This is a genomic window from Rhodococcus sp. IEGM 1409 (genome assembly GCF_030056735.1).
Classification (GTDB): domain Bacteria; phylum Actinomycetota; class Actinomycetes; order Mycobacteriales; family Mycobacteriaceae; genus Rhodococcus_F.
The window spans coordinates 970,782-991,318 of record NZ_JASHKN010000001.1; the positions used below are offsets into that span (position 1 = coordinate 970,782).

The 20,537-nt window shown below is 62.0% G+C and carries 19 protein-coding genes; 4 read left to right on the forward strand and 15 right to left on the reverse strand.

Annotated features, from left to right (window positions below):
* Positions 1–56: 56 nt before the first annotated feature.
* Positions 57–2,015: a M13 family metallopeptidase gene (locus QM716_RS04830; RefSeq protein ID WP_283302720.1), complete on the forward strand. Its 1,959-nt coding sequence runs from the start codon at positions 57–59 to the stop codon at positions 2,013–2,015.
* A gap of 70 nt (positions 2,016–2,085) precedes the next feature.
* Here QM716_RS04830 and QM716_RS04835 read toward each other — a convergent pair whose 3' ends face one another.
* The 13 genes from QM716_RS04835 to QM716_RS04895 all read right to left on the reverse strand — a co-directional run bounded on the left by QM716_RS04835 (position 2,086) and on the right by QM716_RS04895 (position 14,876).
* The gene (locus tag QM716_RS04835) at positions 2,086–2,412 is read right to left on the reverse strand and encodes a YnfA family protein (protein ID WP_283302722.1); all 327 of its coding nucleotides are present in this window, start codon (positions 2,410–2,412) and stop codon (positions 2,086–2,088) included.
* A 16-nt stretch (positions 2,413–2,428) separates the two neighbouring features.
* Positions 2,429–3,514 (reverse strand): ABC transporter ATP-binding protein, encoded by a 1,086-nt coding sequence (locus tag QM716_RS04840; RefSeq protein ID WP_283302724.1) that lies wholly within the window; start codon positions 3,512–3,514, stop codon positions 2,429–2,431.
* A 15-nt stretch (positions 3,515–3,529) separates the two neighbouring features.
* Positions 3,530–4,861, reverse strand: coding sequence for an ABC transporter substrate-binding protein (locus QM716_RS04845; RefSeq protein ID WP_283302725.1), 1,332 nt, complete (start codon positions 4,859–4,861; stop codon positions 3,530–3,532).
* Positions 4,862–4,898: 37 nt separating this feature from the next.
* A complete protein-coding gene (locus tag QM716_RS04850) occupies positions 4,899–5,801 on the reverse strand; it encodes a carbohydrate ABC transporter permease (protein WP_283302726.1) in 903 nt (300 codons plus the stop codon).
* The gene (locus QM716_RS04855) at positions 5,798–6,772 is read right to left on the reverse strand and encodes a carbohydrate ABC transporter permease (RefSeq protein WP_378446692.1); all 975 of its coding nucleotides are present in this window, start codon (positions 6,770–6,772) and stop codon (positions 5,798–5,800) included. The genes QM716_RS04850 and QM716_RS04855 overlap by 4 nt, the downstream gene beginning before the upstream one ends.
* A gap of 73 nt (positions 6,773–6,845) precedes the next feature.
* Entirely contained in the window at positions 6,846–7,769 is a 924-nt protein-coding gene (locus tag QM716_RS04860; RefSeq protein ID WP_283302727.1) for a L,D-transpeptidase, read from the reverse strand.
* Between the two features lie 216 nt (positions 7,770–7,985).
* Positions 7,986–9,668 carry an FAD-dependent oxidoreductase gene (locus QM716_RS04865; protein ID WP_283302728.1) on the reverse strand — a complete coding sequence of 561 codons (1,683 nt, stop codon included), beginning with the start codon at positions 9,666–9,668 and terminating at the stop codon, positions 7,986–7,988.
* 81 nt (positions 9,669–9,749) lie between these two features.
* Positions 9,750–10,631, reverse strand: coding sequence for a hypothetical protein (locus QM716_RS04870; protein WP_283302730.1), 882 nt, complete (start codon positions 10,629–10,631; stop codon positions 9,750–9,752).
* Positions 10,632–10,641: 10 nt separating this feature from the next.
* Complete coding sequence (locus QM716_RS04875) at positions 10,642–10,860, reverse strand: dodecin (RefSeq protein WP_283302731.1); 219 nt, start codon at positions 10,858–10,860, stop codon at positions 10,642–10,644.
* A 15-nt stretch (positions 10,861–10,875) separates the two neighbouring features.
* Positions 10,876–12,087 carry a serine hydrolase domain-containing protein gene (locus QM716_RS04880; RefSeq protein ID WP_283302732.1) on the reverse strand — a complete coding sequence of 404 codons (1,212 nt, stop codon included), beginning with the start codon at positions 12,085–12,087 and terminating at the stop codon, positions 10,876–10,878.
* Between the two features lie 108 nt (positions 12,088–12,195).
* Positions 12,196–12,711, reverse strand: a complete 516-nt coding sequence (locus QM716_RS04885) for a DUF6764 family protein (RefSeq protein ID WP_349307343.1) — start codon at positions 12,709–12,711, stop codon at positions 12,196–12,198.
* A 78-nt stretch (positions 12,712–12,789) separates the two neighbouring features.
* Entirely contained in the window at positions 12,790–13,830 is a 1,041-nt protein-coding gene (gene ligD, locus QM716_RS04890) for a non-homologous end-joining DNA ligase (RefSeq protein WP_283302735.1), read from the reverse strand.
* Positions 13,830–14,876 carry an ATP-dependent DNA ligase gene (locus tag QM716_RS04895; RefSeq protein ID WP_283302736.1) on the reverse strand — a complete coding sequence of 349 codons (1,047 nt, stop codon included), beginning with the start codon at positions 14,874–14,876 and terminating at the stop codon, positions 13,830–13,832. The genes ligD and QM716_RS04895 overlap by 1 nt, the downstream gene beginning before the upstream one ends.
* 109 nt (positions 14,877–14,985) lie before the next feature.
* Here QM716_RS04895 and lppU point away from each other — a divergent pair, with 109 nt between their 5' ends.
* Complete coding sequence (gene lppU, locus QM716_RS04900; protein ID WP_283302737.1) at positions 14,986–15,603, forward strand: LppU family putative lipoprotein; 618 nt, start codon at positions 14,986–14,988, stop codon at positions 15,601–15,603.
* Between the two features lie 73 nt (positions 15,604–15,676).
* Here lppU and QM716_RS04905 read toward each other — a convergent pair whose 3' ends face one another.
* Both QM716_RS04905 and QM716_RS04910 read right to left on the reverse strand, forming a co-directional pair.
* Positions 15,677–16,828: a magnesium and cobalt transport protein CorA gene (locus tag QM716_RS04905; protein WP_007731382.1), complete on the reverse strand. Its 1,152-nt coding sequence runs from the start codon at positions 16,826–16,828 to the stop codon at positions 15,677–15,679.
* A gap of 301 nt (positions 16,829–17,129) precedes the next feature.
* Positions 17,130–17,759: a TetR/AcrR family transcriptional regulator gene (locus QM716_RS04910; protein WP_283302738.1), complete on the reverse strand. Its 630-nt coding sequence runs from the start codon at positions 17,757–17,759 to the stop codon at positions 17,130–17,132.
* A 97-nt stretch (positions 17,760–17,856) separates the two neighbouring features.
* Between QM716_RS04910 and QM716_RS04915 the strand changes: the two genes are divergently transcribed.
* Positions 17,857–18,771, forward strand: a complete 915-nt coding sequence (locus QM716_RS04915) for an SDR family NAD(P)-dependent oxidoreductase (RefSeq protein ID WP_283302739.1) — start codon at positions 17,857–17,859, stop codon at positions 18,769–18,771.
* Positions 18,772–18,841: 70 nt separating this feature from the next.
* Complete coding sequence (locus QM716_RS04920) at positions 18,842–20,443, forward strand: PucR family transcriptional regulator (RefSeq protein WP_283302740.1); 1,602 nt, start codon at positions 18,842–18,844, stop codon at positions 20,441–20,443.
* Positions 20,444–20,537: the final 94 nt, after the last annotated feature.

The window sequence follows — 20,537 nt, forward strand, 5'->3', positions numbered from 1 at the left end:
TAGGAGCGATCACGCACACACCGAGCAGTTCGTCATGATCGTGTAAGGATGGAGAAATGACCACGGCTCATCGCTCAGGCATCGACCTCACCCACCTCGACGGCGACACACGGGCGCAGGACGATCTGTTCGTCCACGTCAACGGGAAATGGCTCGCCGAATACGAGATTCCGGCAGACCGCGCAGTCGACGGGGCCTTCCGCACGCTCTACGACAAGGCCGAAGAAGACGTACAGACCATCATCACCGAAGCGGCGGAGTCCAACTCTGCCGCCGGTACCGACGCTCAGCGCATCGGTGACCTGTACTCGAGCTTCATGGACGCCGATGCCGTGGAAGCTGCTGGTCTGAACCCGATCGACGACGAGCTCGACGCAGTCGCAGACGCACCGGACCGTTCGTCCCTCGCCACCGTGATCGGACGCCACCAGCGCGTCGGCGTCGGTGGCGCCATCTCTCACTACGTCGACACCGACGCCAAGAACTCCGAGCGATACCTGATTCACTTCAGCCAGTCGGGCATCAGTCTGCCCGACGAGTCGTACTACCGCGAGGACAATTACGCGGAAATCCGCGAGAAGTACGTCGCGCACATCGACAAGATGTTCACCCTCGCCGGCGTCGGGTACGACGCCCAGCGTGTGTTCGAACTCGAGAAGAAGATCGCGGCCGGGCACTGGGACGTCGTCAAGCGTCGTGACGCAGATCTGAGCTACAACCTCGTGGGCTTCGAGGAACTGACCGAGCAGAACCCAGGGTTGGACTGGGCGGCGTGGCTGTCGGGTCTCGGCGCCGATTCGGAGAAGTTCGCCGAGATCGTCGTCCGTCAGCCGGACTTCCTGCACACCTTCACCGCTCTGTGGGCGTCGGAGTCACTCGACGACTGGAAGGCATGGGCGGCGTGGAAGGTGCTTCATGCCCGCTCCCCTTACCTGCATTCGGCGCTGGTCGACGAAACCTTTGCGTTCTACGGCACCACGCTCTCCGGGACCGAAGAGAACCGCGAACGCTGGAAGCGCGGGGTAAGCCTGGTTCAGGATCTGCTCGGCGAGGCCGTCGGCAAGCTCTACGTCGATCGACACTTCCCGGCAGAGGCCAAGACCCGCATGCTCGAACTGGTCGCAAACCTGCAAGAGGCGTACCGCCGCAACATCTCCGACCTCGAGTGGATGAGCCCGCAGACTCGTGAGGCCGCACTGGCCAAGCTCGAGAAGTTCACCCCGAAAATCGGTTACCCCGACAAGTGGCGCGACTACGCCGGTCTCGAGATCTCGGCTACCGACCTGGTGGGCAACTACCGTCGTGGATACGCCGCCGAGTACGACCGTGACCTGGCCAAGCTGGGCGGCCCCGTCGACCGCGACGAGTGGTTCATGACGCCGCAGACCGTCAACGCCTACTACAACCCGGGCATGAACGAAATCGTGTTCCCCGCAGCCATTCTCCAGCCGCCGTTCTTCGACGCGGCGGCCGACGACGCTGCCAACTACGGCGGCATCGGCGCCGTCATCGGACACGAGATCGGTCACGGCTTCGACGATCAGGGCGCCAAGTACGACGGCGACGGCAACATGGTCGACTGGTGGACCGACGAGGATCGCAGCGAATTCGGCAAGCGCACAAAGGCTCTCATCGAGCAGTACAACGAGTTCGAGCCGAAGGAACTGCCAGGCCATCACGTCAACGGTGAGTTCACGATCGGCGAGAACATCGGCGACCTCGGCGGTCTGTCGATCGCGATCGCGGCGTACAAGATCGCGACCGAAGGTACCGAACCGCCGGTCATCGACGGACTCACCGGCTTGCAGCGCGTGTTCTTCGGGTGGGCGCAGGTGTGGCGCACGAAGGCCCGTGAGGCCGAGGCGCTCCGCCGACTGGCCGTCGACCCTCACTCGCCGCCGGAGTTCCGGTGCAACGGCGTCGTCCGTAACCTCGACACGTTCCACGAGGAGTTCGACGTCAAGCCCGGTGACGCACTGTATTTGGAGCCGGCGAAGCGTGTGAAGATCTGGTAGTTGGGGGCAAAGCCCCTGTGCGCGCTTGAGGACCCTCTGGACTCCCTAAGCGCGCACGGGGCCGAAAGCCCTACCGGGCGTACATGATCACCCCGACACCGATGAGACAGATCAGCGCACCGGCGATATCGAAGCGATCCGGGCGAAATCCGTCCATCACCACCGCCCAGAGCAGTGATCCCGCAACGAAGATCCCGCCGTACGCGGCGAGGATACGGCCGAAGTTGGCATCCGGTTGCATAGTCGCAACCAGGCCGTAGAGGCCGAGTGAGATGATGCCCAGCCCAACCCAGATCCAACCCTTGTGCTCGCGAATTCCCTGCCACACCAACCACGCGCCCCCGATTTCGAGCAGCGCGGCGAGAACGAACAACAACAGCGAACGCGCGACGGTCATGCCGCACACAGTATCGCTACAGACGGACCCCGGTCTCCGCGGAGAAGAAGTACACCTCGCCGGCTTTGGGCAGCAGGTGAAGCGGCTCCCCTGGCGTAACGGACATTTTTCGGTCGACGCGGATGACAATCCGTCCGGATCGGCTCTGCCACAGCGAATCCGGCGACCCCTTCGCGTACACGAACGATTCGGCGCCCAACTCTTCGAGCAGGTCGGCGTCCACGGCCAGCGAGCCCTTTCGCCACGCTCCCACCAGATCCCACGACTCCGGGCGAACTCCCACGACTACCCGTTCCCGCTCGGCCGCCCCGGTGGGCAGCGGAATCCGTAGGTCGCCGAGCGCTGCGACGGTTCCCTCGACCGGTGCTTCGAGCAGGTTCATGCCCGGCGATCCGATGAAGGCGGCCACAAAGGTGTTGACGGGGTTGTCGTAAAGTTCGCGCGGCTTCGCCACCTGCTGCAAGCGACCGTCCAGCATCACCGCCACCCGGTCCCCCATCGTCATCGCTTCCACCTGATCGTGGGTGACGTAGACAGTCGTGGTGCCGAGCCGACGTTGCAGGGCGGCGATCTGAGACCGCGTACTGACGCGCAGTTTGGCGTCCAGATTACTGAGTGGTTCGTCCATGCAGAACACCTTGGGATGGCGAACGATGGCTCTACCCATGGCAACTCGCTGACGTTGCCCACCGGACAGCTTGGCCGGTTTGCGCCCGAGCAACGGTTCGAGTTCGAGCATCCGCGCGGCCTCGAGCACTCTCTCCCGGCGCTCGGTCTTTCCCACTCCGGCATTCTGGAGCGCGAAGCCCATGTTCTGCTCGACGGTCATGTTCGGGTACAGCGCGTAACTCTGAAACACCATGGCGACGTCACGTGCCCGCGGAGCGAGGTGCGTGACGTCCGTGCCGCCGATCTCGATCCGGCCGTCCGACGCGGATTCGAGACCGGCGAGCATTCGCAGGCTGGTGGACTTACCGCAACCGGAAGGTCCTACGAGTACCAGGAACTCACCGTCGGCGATGTCGAGGTCGAGACGGTCGACTGCCGGTCGATCGGTTCCTTCGTAGCGGTGCGTTACTCCCGCGAATTGCACGTTGGCCATGAGTGTTCTCTCCTACTACTTCGGCAGCTTGGGGGTGATCTGCCGGTCGATGATCTGCTGCAACTGGGTGGCGACGCCGGCGAATGTCGATGCGACGTCGGCCTTCTGGAGAGCGATCTGCTCGAGTCCGGTACCGATGATCTGATCGCCGCCCGGAACGAATACGCGTGCATAGTCCTGCGAGCGCGTGCGCGCAAGCTGATCCACTGCGGTTCGGGAGTTGGGGTTCGCGTCGAGGAACGCCTTCATGCTCGGCTCCGACGTTGCCGACTTGCGGACCGGCATGTAGCCGACGTTCTGCGAGAAGTACGCCGTGTTCTCACCATTGGTGATGAAGTCGATGAACTTGAGCGCGTTCTTCTTACGCTGATCGGAGATCTTCGACGGGATGGCGAGCCCGGCGCCGCCGGTGGGGCAACCGGGAGTTCCGTCCACGGCGGGGAGGAAAGCGGTGCCGAAGTCGAAGTTCGCAGTCTTCTTGATGCCGGACAGATCACCCGTGGACGCAATGGTCGAAGCCAAAATGCCGGTACCGAATTCGTTTGCGATGTCGGTGGAGACCGCGGCGTACTTCTTGTCGTGAATCATGCTGGAGAGGAATTGCCCTGCAGCAATGGTCTTCTCGTTGTCGAGCTGCAGATTCCACTGGTCGGAGTACGATCCGCCGAACGTCCAGATGGGGCCTTCGTAGGTCCAGCCGAGGTAATCCTTCGCGTTGCCCCAACCGTGTGCCAACTTGCCGTTGCCCACGACCTTCTGCAGCTCAGGTCCCCACTCGTCGAACTCCTGCCACGTTGCCGGCCCACGGTCGGGAAGGCCGGCCTGCGACCAGACCGCCTTGTTGTAGTAGAACAACGGCGTCGACCGCGCGTAGGGAAGCGCATAGTGCTTGCCTTGGAAGAGGTAGTCGGCAAGCAGCGAGTCGACGTAGTCAGCCGAGTCGACGCCCACCTCGGAGAAGAGTCCGTCGAGCGGCTCGATAGCGCCGGCCAGTGCGTAGTTGAACCACCAGACATCCGACAGCACAACCACATCGGGAACATCTCCGCCGGAGAGGGCAGCGTTGAACTTCTGGGCCACCTCTTCGTAATTCTTGCCGCCGTCCACCAAGTTGACCTTCAGGTCCGGGTACTTGGTCTGGAAGCGGTTGATCAGTTCCTTCTCCACGTCGGTGGACTTACCCGGGTGGTTCGACCAGAAGGTGATGGTGTTGGAATCACCCGCAGCACCGGATGTTCCCGCAGCATCAGCGCTCGACCCGCCGGAACCCGCGCACGCGGTCAGTGCGGCGCCGGCGGCGATTGCACCGCCGAGGCTCAAGAATCCGCGCCTGTTCATGTTTGCCATTACTGCTCCTCGAGAAAGAAATGTGACGGGAAAGCTGTCAGCCCTTGACCGCACCGGAGGTGAGGCCCTTGATCATGTGTCGTTGCAGTAGAAGGAAAATCACCAGGATCGGTAGCATCGTCAGCACCGTTCCTGCCATGACAGGACCCCAGTTGGTGAGTCCGTCGTTGTTCTGCAGTTGGGTCAATCCGATCGGCAGCGGCGCTACCGAGGAATCGTCGGACATGAGGAACGGCCACAGGTACTCGTTCCATTCGTTCACCACCGTGATGATGCCGAACGCCACCATCGTCGGCCCCGACACCGGAAGCACCACGCGCCAGAGCAGTCGCCAGTGCCCGGCGCCGTCCATCCGCGCCGCCTCGATGATCTCCGAAGGGATCGAGAGGAAGTGGTTACGCATGAGGAACGTACCGAAGGCTACACCCGCGAGCGGAACTATGATGCCCTGGAACGTGTTACGCCAACCCCACTCTGCCACGAGCGCGTAGTTCGAGATCACGGTGATCTGGTTCGGAACCATCAACGCTGCGATGATGCCGAGAAAGACGAAGTTCTTCCCCGGAAAGCGCAGGAACACCAACCCGTAGGCACTGAGAGTCCCCAGAACGAACTTCGCCGCGGACAGAATCGTCGTGATCACTATCGAGTTCCGCAGAAACATCCAGAACGGGACCGATGTTGTTGCTTCGGAATAGTTTTCGGGATGCAGCGACGACGGCCACCACGTTGCTGGCTGGGTGTAGATCTCCGGCCGCTCCTTGAACGAGGTCATCACGATCCAGTAGAGCGGCAGGACGATGACGACCAAGGCGATCACCATTGCCGCGTAGCCGAGGATCTTCACACCGACCTCACGCCGATCCACTTTCTTGCGGTCCGGCCCTGGCCGGACGACGGAAGTCGGAGCAGCGCTTTTCTTTTCCTCTACCGCTGTCATTTCTCTTCTCCCCGATCCATGGCACGAACCTGGTAGACGGTGATGATCAGCAGGATCAAGAACATGATGGTGGCAACCGTCGCGCCGTAGCCCGCCCGGAAGTTTCGGAACGTCTCGTTGTAAACCTGGTAGACCATGGTCGTCGTCCCCGTCCCCAGCGGGCCACCTCGGGTCATGACGTTGATGATGTCGAAAACCTGGAGCGAGTTGAGCATGACGGTAATGGAGAGAAAGAACGTCGTCGGGCGCAACTGAGGCAGCAGCACGCGGCGGAACTTTGTCCACGGCTTGGCGCCGTCGATTTCGGCAGCTTCATTCAACTCTTGCCGAACTCCCTGCAGCGCAGCGAGATAGATGACAAACGTGTACCCGAGGTTCTTCCACATGTACGTCACCGTCACCATGAACAGCGCCCAGTGGGGATCCTGATAGAAGTCGGGCGATTGGAGTCCGACACGGTGCAGAAGATCCTGGATCAATCCGAAGTTGGGGTCGAAGACGAACTGAAACGCCACACCGATCGCTGCACCGGAGATCACGAACGGAGCGAAGATGGCCGATCGGACCAGGTTTCGCCCGACGAGCTTGCGATCGAGCAGCATGGCCAACGCCAAACCGATGACCATCGAACCCACGACGGTGACCAACGTGAACACCACTGTGTTGGTGACGATCTGCCAGGTGTCGCTTCGTCCGAACCACTCGCGGTAGTTACTCAGACCGATGAACGTCGCCTTCGGATCCGCAATGTTCCAGTCGAAGAACGAAAGCCGGATGTTGTCTACCAACGGACGATAGGTGAACAAGATCAGCAACGCGAGATTGGGACCTACCAAGAGCGCAAATAGCGCGTAGTCACGCCATGGTCTGCCCCACAGACCTGGCTTGCCTGAAGTGGGCAGCGTTCTTTCCGGACTCGATCTCACTGAGGCAGTCTGACCGCCCGCAAAGAATGAATGGTGAACGTACAAGACACTCGAGCTGAACGCGACACGAAAAAGGCCCTGCACGAATACTTCTCGCGCAGGGCCTTGTCGACGAACTCTAGCGGTTCCAGTCACCCAATCCGTCGGCGCCGCTGAGGACTCCACCTGCGGTGTTCTGCACGATCACCGGGTCCCCCTTGCCGGCGTTCTCGAAGAACCACTTGGCATTCTCGGTGCTGACATTGAGGCAACCGTGGCTGACGTTGGTGAAACCTTGTTGCGCAACCGACCACGGAGCAGCATGTACGAAGATGCCGCTGTACGAGATTCGTGTCGCGTACTCGACGTAGGTGCGGTAGCCCTCCGGAGAATCGATCGGAACGCCGTACGTGGACGAATCCATGTACATGTCACGCAACTGCTCGCCGACGATGTACGTACCGTTCGGTGTTTCGTGTCCCGGCTTGCCGAACGACGTCGGCATGGTGCGCACCACCTCGCCGTTGCGGGTGACGGTGACCTGCTTCGTGTTGTCGTCCGCGACGGTGACGAGTGCGTCACCGATGTTGAACGTGGAGTGCGAATCACCGGCGTCGACGGTCACGGAGATGTTCGCCGGCCAGAACTGTGCCGGCTTCCAACGGACCTGACTGTCGTTGATCCAGTAGAAGTTGCCCTCGACCGGCGGATTGGTGGTCACGCGAATAGCGCGTTCAGCCGTCGCACGGTCGCCGACGGCCTCGTTGAAACGAATGATGATCGGCTGCGCGATGCCGACGGTCTCGCCCGCGGACGGGTTGAGCGACGGCGCGGAGAAGTTGGGGACAGCGATAGGAGCCTGAATCGGCGTACCCGGGATGCCCGGAACCGGAATGGCCGGATCGAGGTACGGAACGCCGGGGATCACGGGCAACGGAATGTCGGGTCCACCGGGAAAGAGCGGAACAGCCGCGGAAGGTCCGGCGAGAGCGAGGCCGGCAGCCACCGCTCCGACGATTGCCACGGCAACCCGTGACGTCCGACGACCCTGTTTGCTGCCCATGTCACTACCTTCGCTCGACTGACCACGTACTCACGTGGATCGTGCGCGGCAGGCATCGATACCCGCCTGGTACCGATGCCGATGCACCATTCGGACGCACCCGCCGGGCGCACACCTACACACCCGAGCACGCCAAAGAGAGCAAACCGCACATTTCCATAGTCATTAACACACAAATGCGGCAATCGAGCAATTCGGATGTTCGCCCAACCGTTGCTATCCCTCGCTGCGGGCAGCCGCCAACATGGATTCAATGGAGATGAGTTTGGTTCGCGGCCGGCCGGCTGCGGCACCGGATGCGCGTTCTGCCTTGTCGATACGCTGCCAACCTTGATAGTCCACCTGATCCGGCGACCTGTCTGCCAGCAGAACCTGCAACTTGTCGGCATCCTCGGTCGGAGTGGCGAGCCGTCCACCTGCGAAGTCGTCGAAGATCATCGAAACGGTCTCGGCGGAGCAGTACTTGTTGGTGCCGATCACACCCGTCGGTCCGCGCTTGATCCAACCCGCGACGTAGACACCCGGGATCGGTGTGCCGGTCTCGGTGTCGATCACTCGGCCGTTCTCGTTGGGGATCACGCCGCGAGCGTCGTCGAAGGGCAAGTCGGCCATCGGCGTGCCGCGGTATCCCACGGATCGAAGCACCAGTGAAGTGTCGATCGTCTCCTCGGTTTCGGTGGGTCGGGCGGACAGCTGACCGGTCGGCGTTGCAACCAACTCGTTTTTCACGATTCGCACCTGAGAGACCACGTCGTCACCGAGGATCTCGACGGGAGAGGTAAGGAACCGCAGAACAATCTTCTTGCGAGACGGATCGGCGGTACGTGAAGCAAATTCTTGCGCCTGCTTGACCTTGAACAACACGGACGGCTCGGCAGCATCACTGTCCACGAATGCCTGGCTGGCCTCGTCGAGTTCGGCCTCGATCGAGTCGACCACGACGTCCACGTCCGCCATCTGTCCGAGCGCCAACAGTTCGGGATTGGTGTACGCGGCCTGCGCCGGCCCGCGACGCCCGAGAATGACGACCTCACGAATCTTGCTGTTGCGCAGCGCTTCCAACGCGTGCTCGGCTAGGTCCGTCTTCGCAAGTTGGTCAGGATCGGTCACCAGGATGCGTGCGACGTCGAGTGCGACGTTGCCGTTTCCGACGATCACCGCCCGCTCTCCAGACAGGTCGAAAGTCCGGTCGGCATATCCCGGGTGGCCGTTGTACCAGGCGACGAACTCGGTGGCTGCGTGACTTCCCGGCAGATCCTCGCCCGGGATCTCGAGCTTGCGGTCCCCTGCAGCGCCGACCGCGTAGATCACAGCATGGTGATGGTCCAGGAGTTCCGAATGCGAGATGTGCGCGCCCACCTCGACGTTGAAGTGGCAGCGCACGGTCTTCTTCGCGACCACGGCACGGAACTGGTCGGTGACGCCTTTGGTTCCGGGATGATCCGGAGCCACACCGGCGCGCACCAATCCGTACGGAGTGGGAAGTCGATCGAACATGTCGACCTCGACGCGGGGCTTGCCGACAAGTTCCATCGCCGCGTAGCAGGCGGCGGGACCGGAGCCGACGATCGCTACTTTCAACGTTCCCAGCTCGGGGTCGATCTTGGCCATCGTGATCGGCTCGGGCCAATCCGGGCCCATCGGATGCTTCTCGAAGTACGACGCGTTCATCTGCAGATACGGCGCGTCGTCCTCGTCGAGTTCGTTGTCCGGGAAGATCGCCTCGACCGGGCATTCGTCCACACACGCACCACAATCGATGCAGGTGTCCGGGTCGATGTAGAGCATTTCGGTGGTCGCGAACGGAGCTTCGTCCGGTGTCGGATGAATGCAATTGACCGGACACACGTCAACACACGAGGCGTCGTTGCAGCACGGCTGCGTGATCACATACGCCATGACATTCCCCTATCCCTGAAACACGAAGCTCGAACTGGTTCCCAGACTATAACGTGTTCCAATTTGGCGCGAGAATCGTTTTCAGATCACGCCATTGCACTTCAGCAGCCACACCGCCTGCACGGTGGCGTGACCTCGCCATTCCAAGGCAGCGGCGGGCGAGTAGCTGTCGAAATCCACCGCCCAGCCGCCGTCGTCACGTTGTCGCGCAGCGAGCGCGGACAGTTCGGAGTCGATCACCGCTGCGTCGAACAATGCACGGGTCGGACCGCCTGGAAGCGGTGAGAAATCGAGTGGCCTCATGAATTCGCCCTCCGCTCCCCCGTCCACGTGCACCGATCCGTCGGCCGGTATTCGCGAACCAAGAGAGGTCACCAATGACGATGCTTCGGAGCTGCCCCGGTGAACCGCGTCGAGAAACTGCAAGGCAAATGCCAATTCGAGGGCGTGCAGAGAATCCGCCCCGTCGATCGCGTCGAGGCAATATCGAACGGCAGAGACGAACCACGGATGTTCGGCGACAGCCTCGTCGAATTCGGCGACGCGGGCCGCTGCAGCACACACGATGCTGGTGATCTGCAAAGACGGCGCAGTCGGATCCGCGCTCATCCAGAAGGGCGCACAACCGGCCGGGTCGGCGATCGGGAAGGCGAACGGCAAACCGCCGCCGGCCAGCGAATTCTTCTGCAACCAATCGCACAGTTCGACGACTCTGGGCGTCGGCGTTCCGATGTCGGCAAAAGCCTCGAAGGCATGCAGCGCTCCGCCAGGTTGGCTGGTTGCCGAGCGGAGATCCGGTTCGAGTCCCCAGCCGTACCCACCGTCCGGGTTGCCATAACCGTCCACAGCCGCCAATGCCGCGGCCCGGTCACCCTGTCCGAGAACCAGATTCAGTCGATGCCGATCGAGCGTCCTGGCGTGTCCTGCCATGAACCCGACTGCCGCCGCGAGATCGACACTCATGAAGGACAGCTCAAGATTCGTCGCCGTCGAGTCGGAAGCCGACCCTCAACGTGACCTGGAAGTGCGCTACGGCGCCGTTCTCGATGTGGCCGCGAGTTTCCACCACTTCGAACCATTCGAGGTTGCGCACCGTCTCGTTCGCCCGGGCGATGGCGGTGCGAATTGCCGCATCACTGCTCTCGGTGGACGAGCCGACGATCTCGGTCACCCGGTACACGTTGCTGCTCATGGCATTCCCTTCGTGTCAGATTCGACGAACCAACTCCTGCGCCTCGGCGCCGAGCCTCGCAAGGCGAAGATCACCGAGAGCTGTCACAGCACTACCCAACCTGTTGGTGGTGAAACCGAGTGAGAGCCCGCTGGACAGGTCCGCGTATGCACCCGAACCGCCGACTCCGTAGTGGCCTATCGCATTCCGCGGCTGCCGACGCGCGGCGATGATCGGCGGGTGGTAACCGAGAGTCCAGTTGGGCCGCACCGCAAGGACGTAGTCACGATCGCGAGTCTGGATCGTCGACATCTGGTCGATGGTCGATTCCTTCAGGAACCGCTTTCCGTCGATCACGCCGCCGTTCGCGATGGCGCCGTACATCTTCGCGAGAGCACGTGCGCTGAACACTCCGTTCCAGCCTGGCATCACGGCGTCGTGGACAGCGGGGTTGCGCACCATGGCGTCGAAACCATCCGGCATCGCGGCCTCCGCAAGTCCGCGAGTCGGACCGACGTGTGAGAGCACAGTCGAAGCGAAGGCCCAGTTCAGGCCCGCAGGATTGATATGTGGGAACAGCTTCGCGATACGTGGACGCTCGGTTTCGGGTACGCGGTACCAGAATTCGTCGACTCCGAGGGGCTTCGCAATTTCGGCCTGCACTACGTCGATGAACGACTGACCGGACACCCTGGCGACAAGTTCGGCCACCAACCAGCCATAGGTCACAGCGTGATAGCCGGGGCCTCGGAGTCGACGCGGATCCGGCTTCTCCGCAGCCAAGGCAGCCACGACCGCGTCGAAGTCCATCAGGTCGAGAGGATGCGGCATGAGCCCACGCACTCGGTGAAGGCCCGCTCGATGCGACATCAGTTCGCGAACGGTGATCTTGTCCTTGCCCGCCGCCGCGAATTCGGGCCAGTACTGAGCAACCGGAGCGTCGTAGTCGATGAGTCCACGTTCCGCGAGCCGATGGACAACAGTGCTGGCGACGCCTTTACCGGTCGAGAACGACAGCGACACCGTGTCGTGGTCCCAACGCCGATCGCGAGCGGCATTGCCGGCCCAGATATCGAGCACTTTCTCGCCGCCCAGGTACACGACGAGCGCGCCGCCACCTTGTTGCGGTTGGCGGTACATCGCGAAGAAGCGGTCTGCCAAAGGAAGGAATCGCCGGTCCACGTACAGCTCGGTGCGCGAAGGCACCTCCACCCGGGCGAGCGAACCCCGTCGTGCATTGGGAGTCATCGCGTCCTCCGATCCCCACTGATCAAGTTGCCCGGTCACCCCATCGGTGGCAGGAGCTTGACACCATTGTGACCACTGTCACGCAAGAGGCTCAGGGCCGGGGTGCCCTCACGGGGTGACCCACGTCGAAGTGCCGTCACTGAAACATCCCTGACCTGTGGCGATGTTGAAAACAAGGGTAGGACCGCCCGAGCAGATCGCCCCAACGTCCGCGTCACCCACCGCCGCTCTGCCGCCGGGACCGCTGAGCACCACGGCAAAGGGTGAGGAGTCGGTCCGGCCGAGTGCCAGCGAACCCGGGCCGTACGCAGCGGCGGCAAGTATTCCACCGCGCGACTCCGCCGCAGCGACGCCGCCGAAGAGTCCCACGCCCGCCGACCGGCCACCGTCTCGCGAATCCGCGACGCCGACGCCGTCGCCCTCCACGTGCGAAATCGCGTAACTGGAGGGATCTGCCACCGCTCGGCACGCGGACGCCCCCTCGACGATCGTCTGATCTTGGCCGCGCGCCGAACAATCCAACGTCGCAGCTGAGGCTGTTCCGCTACCGAATGACAATCCGAAGGCGGCAAGAATCATGCCACCCGCCGCTAAACCTAGTGCTCGCGTTTTCCGGCGATCCATATCCAACCCCCACAGTGCATTCGACGTGACCGTACATTCGACGTCTAATCGAATTACCCGATATGTCCGCCTCTGACGCTACCCGTCTTTGTTCTTCCGATCGCGGTCCTTGCTCGGTTGAACACGTTTGGGTTCACCGGGCATTTTGGGATAGTTCGGCGGGTACGGCAGATCGCCCAGTCCTGCCGCCAAATCCCTCTCCCACATCTCCAGCAGAACGTCGAGGGCAAAGGCTTTGTCGTGCATCGCTTCCATCGGATCTCCGCGATCTGCGAGCAGGCCGGGAACCGTGGCGATGGTGCAGTCGTCGGGGTGCACGTCGCGCAGTTCGTTCCACGTCACCGGGGTCGACACGGTCGCGATCGGTGTCTTACGGGCGGAGTACGCCGCCGCGATGGTCCGGTCGCGGGCATTCTGATTGAAGTCGATGAAGATGCGCTCCCCCCGCTCTTCCTTCCACCACGCCGTGGTGGCGCGATCGGCACTACGACGCTCAACCTCACGAGCGAGGGCGATACCCGCGTGACGGACCTCGACAAAATCCCAGCGCGCTTCGAGCGGGATGTAGACGTGAAGGCCTCGGCCACCGGACGTCTTGGGGAATCCCTCCAATCCCAGCTCGTCGAGCAGAGGACGAAGAACCTCGTCCGCGATGGCAACGGCCTCGTCGAACCCGGTCCCCGGTTGCGGATCGAGATCGATGCGGAGTTCGTCCGGGTGGTCGGTGTCCGGGCACCGCACGGCCCACGGATGAAACGTGACGGTCCCGAGATTTGCAGCCCACACGATGTTCGCGGCACTGCGCACTCGAAGGACATCGGCCTTGCGGCCCGACGGGAACGTGACCTCGCAGGATTCGACGTGCTCGGGCCGCTTCGCCGGCAGCCGCTTCTGGTAGACCTCTTCGCCCTCGATGCCGTCGGGGAACCGCTGAAGATGCGTGGGGCGATCTTGGAGTGCTCGCAGCGCTGAGCCCTGCAGCGCAACCGTGCGGTAGTACTCGACAAGATGCCGCTTGGTTCCGCCGTCCTCACCCAGCTGCGGATAGTAGATCTTGTCCGGGCTCGACAACCGGACCGCGATCCCGTCGACGTCCAATTCCTCTGCCGGACTCGCCATCACTTACCACCTGCAAGTACATCCGCGAAGTCGTATCGCACCGGAACCTCCAACTGATCGAAAGTGCATTCGTCGGGCACCCTGTCCGGACGCCAGCGCAAGAATCGTGCAGCGTGCCGAAAGCGTTCCCCTTCCATCTGGTCGTATGCCACTTCCAGCACCCGCTCAGGACGAAGCGGAATCCACGAGCGGTCTGCGGCAGATCGCCACCGACTGGCCTCGCCTTCGGCCACAACGTCGTCCCCGAGCCTCAGAGGTTCGAGCTCGGCCAGCAACTCGATTCGCCGCGCCGCGGTGAAAGCCGAAGCGCCACCGACCATCTTCAATTCCGAACCGTCGAACAGACCCAGAAGCATCGACCCGATACCTGGCTGGCTCTTGTGGGGACGGTAGCCCAGCAGTACGACATCCGCGGTCCTGGCGTGTTTGACCTTGATCATCTCGCGCTTGTTCGGCAGGTACGGCCCCGCCAGCTTCTTGGCGACAACCCCGTCGAGACCCGCGCCTTCGAAGGTTTCGAACCAGGCCATTGCTTCGGCACTGTCTGCCGTCGCTGCTGTCACGTGGCAACTCGGTCCGCCGCCGACGGAATCGAGGAGCAGCGCACGCCGCACACCGAAATCCTCGACCGAGACGTCTTGATCCCCGAGCGCAAGTAAATCGAACCCGACAAACTGTGCGGGCGTTTGTTCCGACAACAATGCAACGCGGCTCGCTGCGGGATGAATACGTTCGGACAATGCTTCCCAACTCAGGCGCGTCACACCCTCGATTTCACGGGGAACCACCAGTTCGCCGTCCACTACACATTTCTCGGGCAATTCAGACTTGACGGCTTCAACTGCTTCGGGAAAATACCGCGCCAAGTCTTTTCCTCCCCGCGACCCGAGCACCACTTCATCACCGTCGCGAAAGATGATTGCTCGAAATCCGTCCCATTTCGGCTCGTAGGACCACGTTGGATCACCGGACTCGGGCTGAGGCGGCACGGTGGCCGCGGCCTTTGCGAGCATCGGGGCAAGCGGCGGCATCAGGGGTAGGTCCACTTACCCATACTGACAGTCCGGTTGGCAATTCGACTACCGATGTATTGGAATAGGTCCCGAACTATCTACCAACCAACAGAACTATCCAAGAATCAACAAAGGGGTCCTTATGTTCGGAATCGTCCGGCGACTTTGCACTGCGGTGATCGCAACTTCTGCAATCGCCGCCTTCACCGTCGGTTGCGGTTCCGACATCGAGCCGAAAGCCATCGCGGAATCATCGTCCTCGGTTGCCGATTCGACCACTACCTCAGCGGCCCCGACCACCTCGAAGATCACCGGCCAGGAGGGTTCGGACGTCGGCGGCGACGTCGACATCGACGTGTCGATCGGTGACTGCGTCAAACTCGGCGGCACCACGACCGCCGCTGAGATCGACAATGCGGATTGCGGTAGCAAGGAATCCAACTACAAGGTGGTCGCCAAGGTACCCACCTCTGATCAGTGCGCGTCCGATGTCGACTCGTACTACTACGAGACTCTCGCGGGTGACGAGCAGGGCGCTGTCTGTCTCGACGTCGACTGGGTAGTGGGCGGATGCATGGATCTCGGCAGCGGCATGGACGAGCCTGCCCGCATCGAATGCTCGGACACCAGCGGCACCAATGTCGTCGAGGTCGTCGAAATTCTGCAGAACTCCACGTCGATCGACGAATGCGGTTCGGGGGCAGACTCGGGATTCGAGCACCCGGATCGTAAGTTCACGGTCTGCGTCGCCACGCTCTGATTCGAGCACCTCTCCCGAAAAACACCTGTGCGCCTTGCCAACCGATCTCGGTTGACAAGGCGCACAGCGCTTTCTACAGCCAACCCCGACGCTTGAAGATCGTGTAGAGACTTCCACATGTCAGGAACATCATCGAGAGCGCAAACGGATAGCCCAAGTGCCAGTGCAGTTCCGGCATGTCGTCGAAGTTCATCCCGTACACGGTTCCGATGAGCGTCGGCGCGAAGAGAATTGCCGCCCATGCCGAGACCTTCTTGATCTCCTCGTTCTGCGCGTAGCTTGCCTGCGTCAGATTGCGCATCTCCTCGTTCTGGTTCTGCGACACCAGAGTTGCGTTCACCGTGAGGATGTTTCCGAGCAACTGACGAAATCCGTCGGCCCGCTCCACCACCGTCGTCGCATGATCGGTGACGTCGCGGAGGTAACGCTGGAGTTCCTCGTCCGTGTGGTACTTGTCGAATCCTGCCGACAATCCGCGCAGCATCCCCAGCAGCGGACGAGTCGCCCGCTGGAATTCGATCACCTCACGGGTCAATTCGTAGATGCGACGCGATACTCCGGGATCGCCACTGAACACTTCGGTTTCGATCTCGTCGATGTCGTTCTGCAGGCCGGCCACCACCGGCGCGTACCCGTCGACGACTGCGTCGAGAATGGCGTACAGAACGGCCTCGGTGCCCAATCGCAAGAGGTCGGGATCGTTCTCCATACGAGTCCGCACCGCAGAAAGATCCGGCGATTCACTGTGACGGACGGTCAGAATGAAGTTAGGACCACAGAAGATGTGCAGCTCGCCGAATTCGACCCGCTCGGTCTCGTCGCGGTACCGCGCAGCCCGCAAGACCACGAACAGGGTCTTGCCGTAACGCTCGAGCTTGGGGCGCTGGTGCGCGACGATCGCATCTTCGACGGCCAATTCGTGCAGGTCGAAATGTTGTGCAGCGGCATACAACTGGGCGTCGTCGGGGCGATACATGCCGATCCATGCCATCGACTGCGAATCCGGAAGGCAGGACAGTGCCTCCGCCAGCGTGGACGGTGACGCAATGCGCTCGCCGTCGCGGTACACGCCGCTGTTGACGACGGTCGATTCGACGGGCGCTACCGCCTCGGGCGGGGCCGCCTTCACGACAGTGCGCGCGGCACGCGAGTGCCCGGGATGCGAGTCGCCGAGACCCGCAGAACGACGTGGCAGTACCGACCGTGAACGACGAAATTCGCGCATGCTGAACAGCTTTCAAGGGAAGAGTGAACGACGACGCTTGCTTCACAGCAAAGCCGAAGCCGATGAACACACGATGAAGCTGCAGCAAAATACCGGATCAACCCGCGCGGCTACAGCTTCAGTTGGTACTCGGAGGTTGGCCACGCATTACAGCCACACCTCCTCTTCCCTGAATTCCTGCGCAAGTCCGCGCACGACGCCAACATGCTACCCCGACGGGCAGGGCGGGACAAACCGCACGACAAACCGCGGTCAGGACGAATCGGCCGGAGGAAACCCGCACGGTGAATACAGCTTTCAGTCAGTTCGTCGCGCGCAATCCGCCGATCAAGAGTTCGACGATCTCGTCGGCCAACAACTCCGTCTCCGCCAAAGTCTGGCCTTCACGGCTGTAGTACCAGAGGTCGATACCGTTGAGACTGCTGAGCAGTACTTTTGCAGCCATTCGAGGTGAACCCGCACGGATCGAACCATCCGCGACACCTTCGGTTATCACGTCGACGAACAGATTCTCATAGTCGAGCCGCAGAGAATTCAGTTCCACCAGGACTTGCTGTTGCCTCGGTTTGAGCGCCGAGTTCATCTGGCCCCGGACCCCCTGGTGGATCGTGTGGTGATACCCGAGATGTGTCATGAGATTGACCAGGTGGGCGTGCGACATCGCTTCGAGACGCGCGAGGCCGCTGCCTGCGCCGTCCATCCGAGCCTCGACCTCGGCGCGGAGCATACTCATCCCGCGCTCGTAGATTGCCAGGTAGATGTCGAACTTCGAGCGAAAGTGATAGTAGACAAGACCTTTGGTGGCACCGATTCGATCGGCCAGTAAATCTACAGTCGTGGCCGCGTAACCGTCTTCGGCGAAGGCGTCAGCGGCGCTGGCGATGATCGCGGTTCGCACGTCCGGTACATCACTACTCGTCTGACTACTCACGACTTCGATTCCTCCTCACTCAACTGTCGGACCTTGACTGATTCCGTACTTTCGCATAGTAATACTCAGTAGTATCCCAGATCAGAGAGGTTTTCCAATGTCGTTGGATTTTTCCGGCAAGGTAGCGATCATCACGGGCGCAGGCGGCGGACTCGGCCGTTCACACGCATTGGCCCTCGCGGCACGCGGTGCCCGCGTCGTCGTCAATGACATGGGTGGCTCGGTCAACGGCAGTGGCGGCGCCGATACCGCAGCGGCCAAGGTAGTGGCAGAAATCGTCGAGCTGGGCGGCGAGGCCATCGCGGACCACTGCGACATCACCGATGCCGACGCCGTTGCGGCCATGGTTGCGACGGCAGTCGCCAAGTGGGGCCGCGTGGACATCTTGATCAACAACGCCGGAATCCTGCGTGACAAGTCCTTCGTCAAGGCCGAGCTCGACGACTTCCGCAAAGTCATCGACGTGCATCTGATGGGTTCCGTCATCTGTTCCAAGGCGGTCTGGCCGCACATGGTCGAACAGAACTACGGACGCATCCTCATGACGACGTCGGCATCGGGCATTTACGGTAACTTCGGCCAGGCAAACTACGGCGCCGCGAAGTCCGGCGTCGTCGGCCTGATGAACGTTCTGTCCATCGAAGGTGAACGCAAGGGCATCCGGGTCAACTCGCTGGCCCCGACAGCCGCGACCCGCATGACCGAAGACCTCCTCGACGAGAAGACTCTCGCTCTGCTTGCACCCGAATCGATTTCACCCGGCGCACTGTTCATGGTCTCCGACGATGCGCCCACCAAGACCATCCTCAGCGCCGGCGCCGGCGTCTTCGCGATCGCTCGCATGGAAGAGTCGCAGGGCGTGTACATCCCCGAAAGCGCACTCTCCCCCGAGGTCGTTGCCGAGCGGTGGACCGAGATCAGTGACATGACGAATTCCGTTCAGGTGCCCGCGGCGTTCGATCAGACCCGCCGGTTCGTCGAGAAGGCTGTTGCGGAGCAACCGTCCAGCTGAGCTGAGCAGCCGACCAACCGAGCAGGGCAACCTGCCAACTGATCGACCATGCTCCCCCTAAGGTGTGGTGGTGACCACACCCACGGGAGTATCGATCGTCGACATCGTCGACAGACTGGGAATGACGTTCCTCAGCGGTGGCGACACCGTCGACGGCGCCCGCATCGTCAGCCGCGTGACCCTGCATGAAGAGTCCGAAGGTACGCAAGACAGTGCGGGCGCCGTCGTGCTCGGTGCAGGTCTCGCTGGTTCGGCCGATATCGCAACGGCGGTAAGAGAATACGGCTCGGCAGGCGCGGTAGCACTGATCGTCAAGGAACCCCTGGACTTCGACGGACTCGTCGAGAAGGCGGTAGCCGACTCCGACGTCGCACTCCTCGGAATGGTCAAGGATGCGAGCTGGCTCCAAAGTGCGTCGTTGATCAACGAGATCCTCGAATCCGGCAACAACGGCGACCGCACGTCGGCCGCTGACGCCGACCTGTTCGACCTTGCCAACTCGATCGCTCAGGTGATGAACGGCCCCGTCACCATCGAGAACCAGTCGAGCCGGATCCTCGCGTTCTCGGCGGATCAAGCCTTCGGCGACGAGGCACGTAAGCAGAGCGTCCTCGGACATCAAGTGCCGCAGCACTATTCCGACCGGCTCAGGTCCATGGGGTACTTCAACAAGATCTACGGCTCGGCCCTTCCTGTCTTTCTACCGGGTATCGGGCCAGGCATCAGGCCCCGAGTCGGCATGCGAATACATGCGGCATCTCAGATCCTCGGTTCGATCTGGGTGATCTTGGACGAGGAGCCGAACGAATTGCAGGTCAAAACGCTCGTCGAGGCGGCGGGCGTGGCCGCCATGAGTTTGCTTCGAGCCAAGCTGGCCGCGGATTCGGCACGACGGCTGAGGCTGGGCGAGGTGATCACACTACTGAGTGGCGGTACTTCGGCCAAGGAAGCGGCCGAGAGACTGGGCTACGGTCGTTCGAAGGCAACCGTGCTGGCGGCCGGCTTCCGTGGCGGCGCCGGCGCGTCGTTGGAGGCCGAAGCCGACGTCGATCAACTGGCCCTGACACTCAATACCTATCTCCACCAGGTATTTCCACTGTCGGTGGCGGCAGCGATCGGCGGCACCGTCTACGCCGTCATCCCACACACCCGGCACCAGACCGACGACGACTACGTGCGCCGGATCGCGTCGGAGTTCGCAGACCGTTCCCGCTCGGAGAAGTCGGTGGTCATCGGAATCGGCGCGACGGTGACCGACGTGATGACGCTGGAGAAGTCACGCGACGAAGCCGACCGAGCGCTTCGCGTTCTGAGGTCGACGTGGAATTCCTCGGGCCGAACCGTCGCGCGGGCCGACGACGTGCAGATCAATTCCCTGCTTCTGCGCCTCTCCGACGCCCTGGCGGACGAGAACCAGACCGCGTCGGGTCCACTCGCCGTGCTGCGCGAATACGACCACACGCACGACATCAACCTCGTCGACACTCTCCGCGCCTGGCTCGACACGTTCGGCGACATTCCGGCTGCTGCGTCTTTGGTTCACATCCACGTCAACACATTTCGGTACCGCCTCAAGAAGCTTGCCGGAATCGCCGGCATCGATCTCGACGACCCCGAGACCCGATTCAGCTTGATGCTTCAGATTCGTCTCTTCTACCCGGTGGCTTCGTAGCGATCTACCAAATCTCACGGAACCTTCGTAAATTCGGACGATGCTCTCCTTCTTTCGTTGGGTGAAGATTCATGCAATCGTCTTTTGCTCCCCA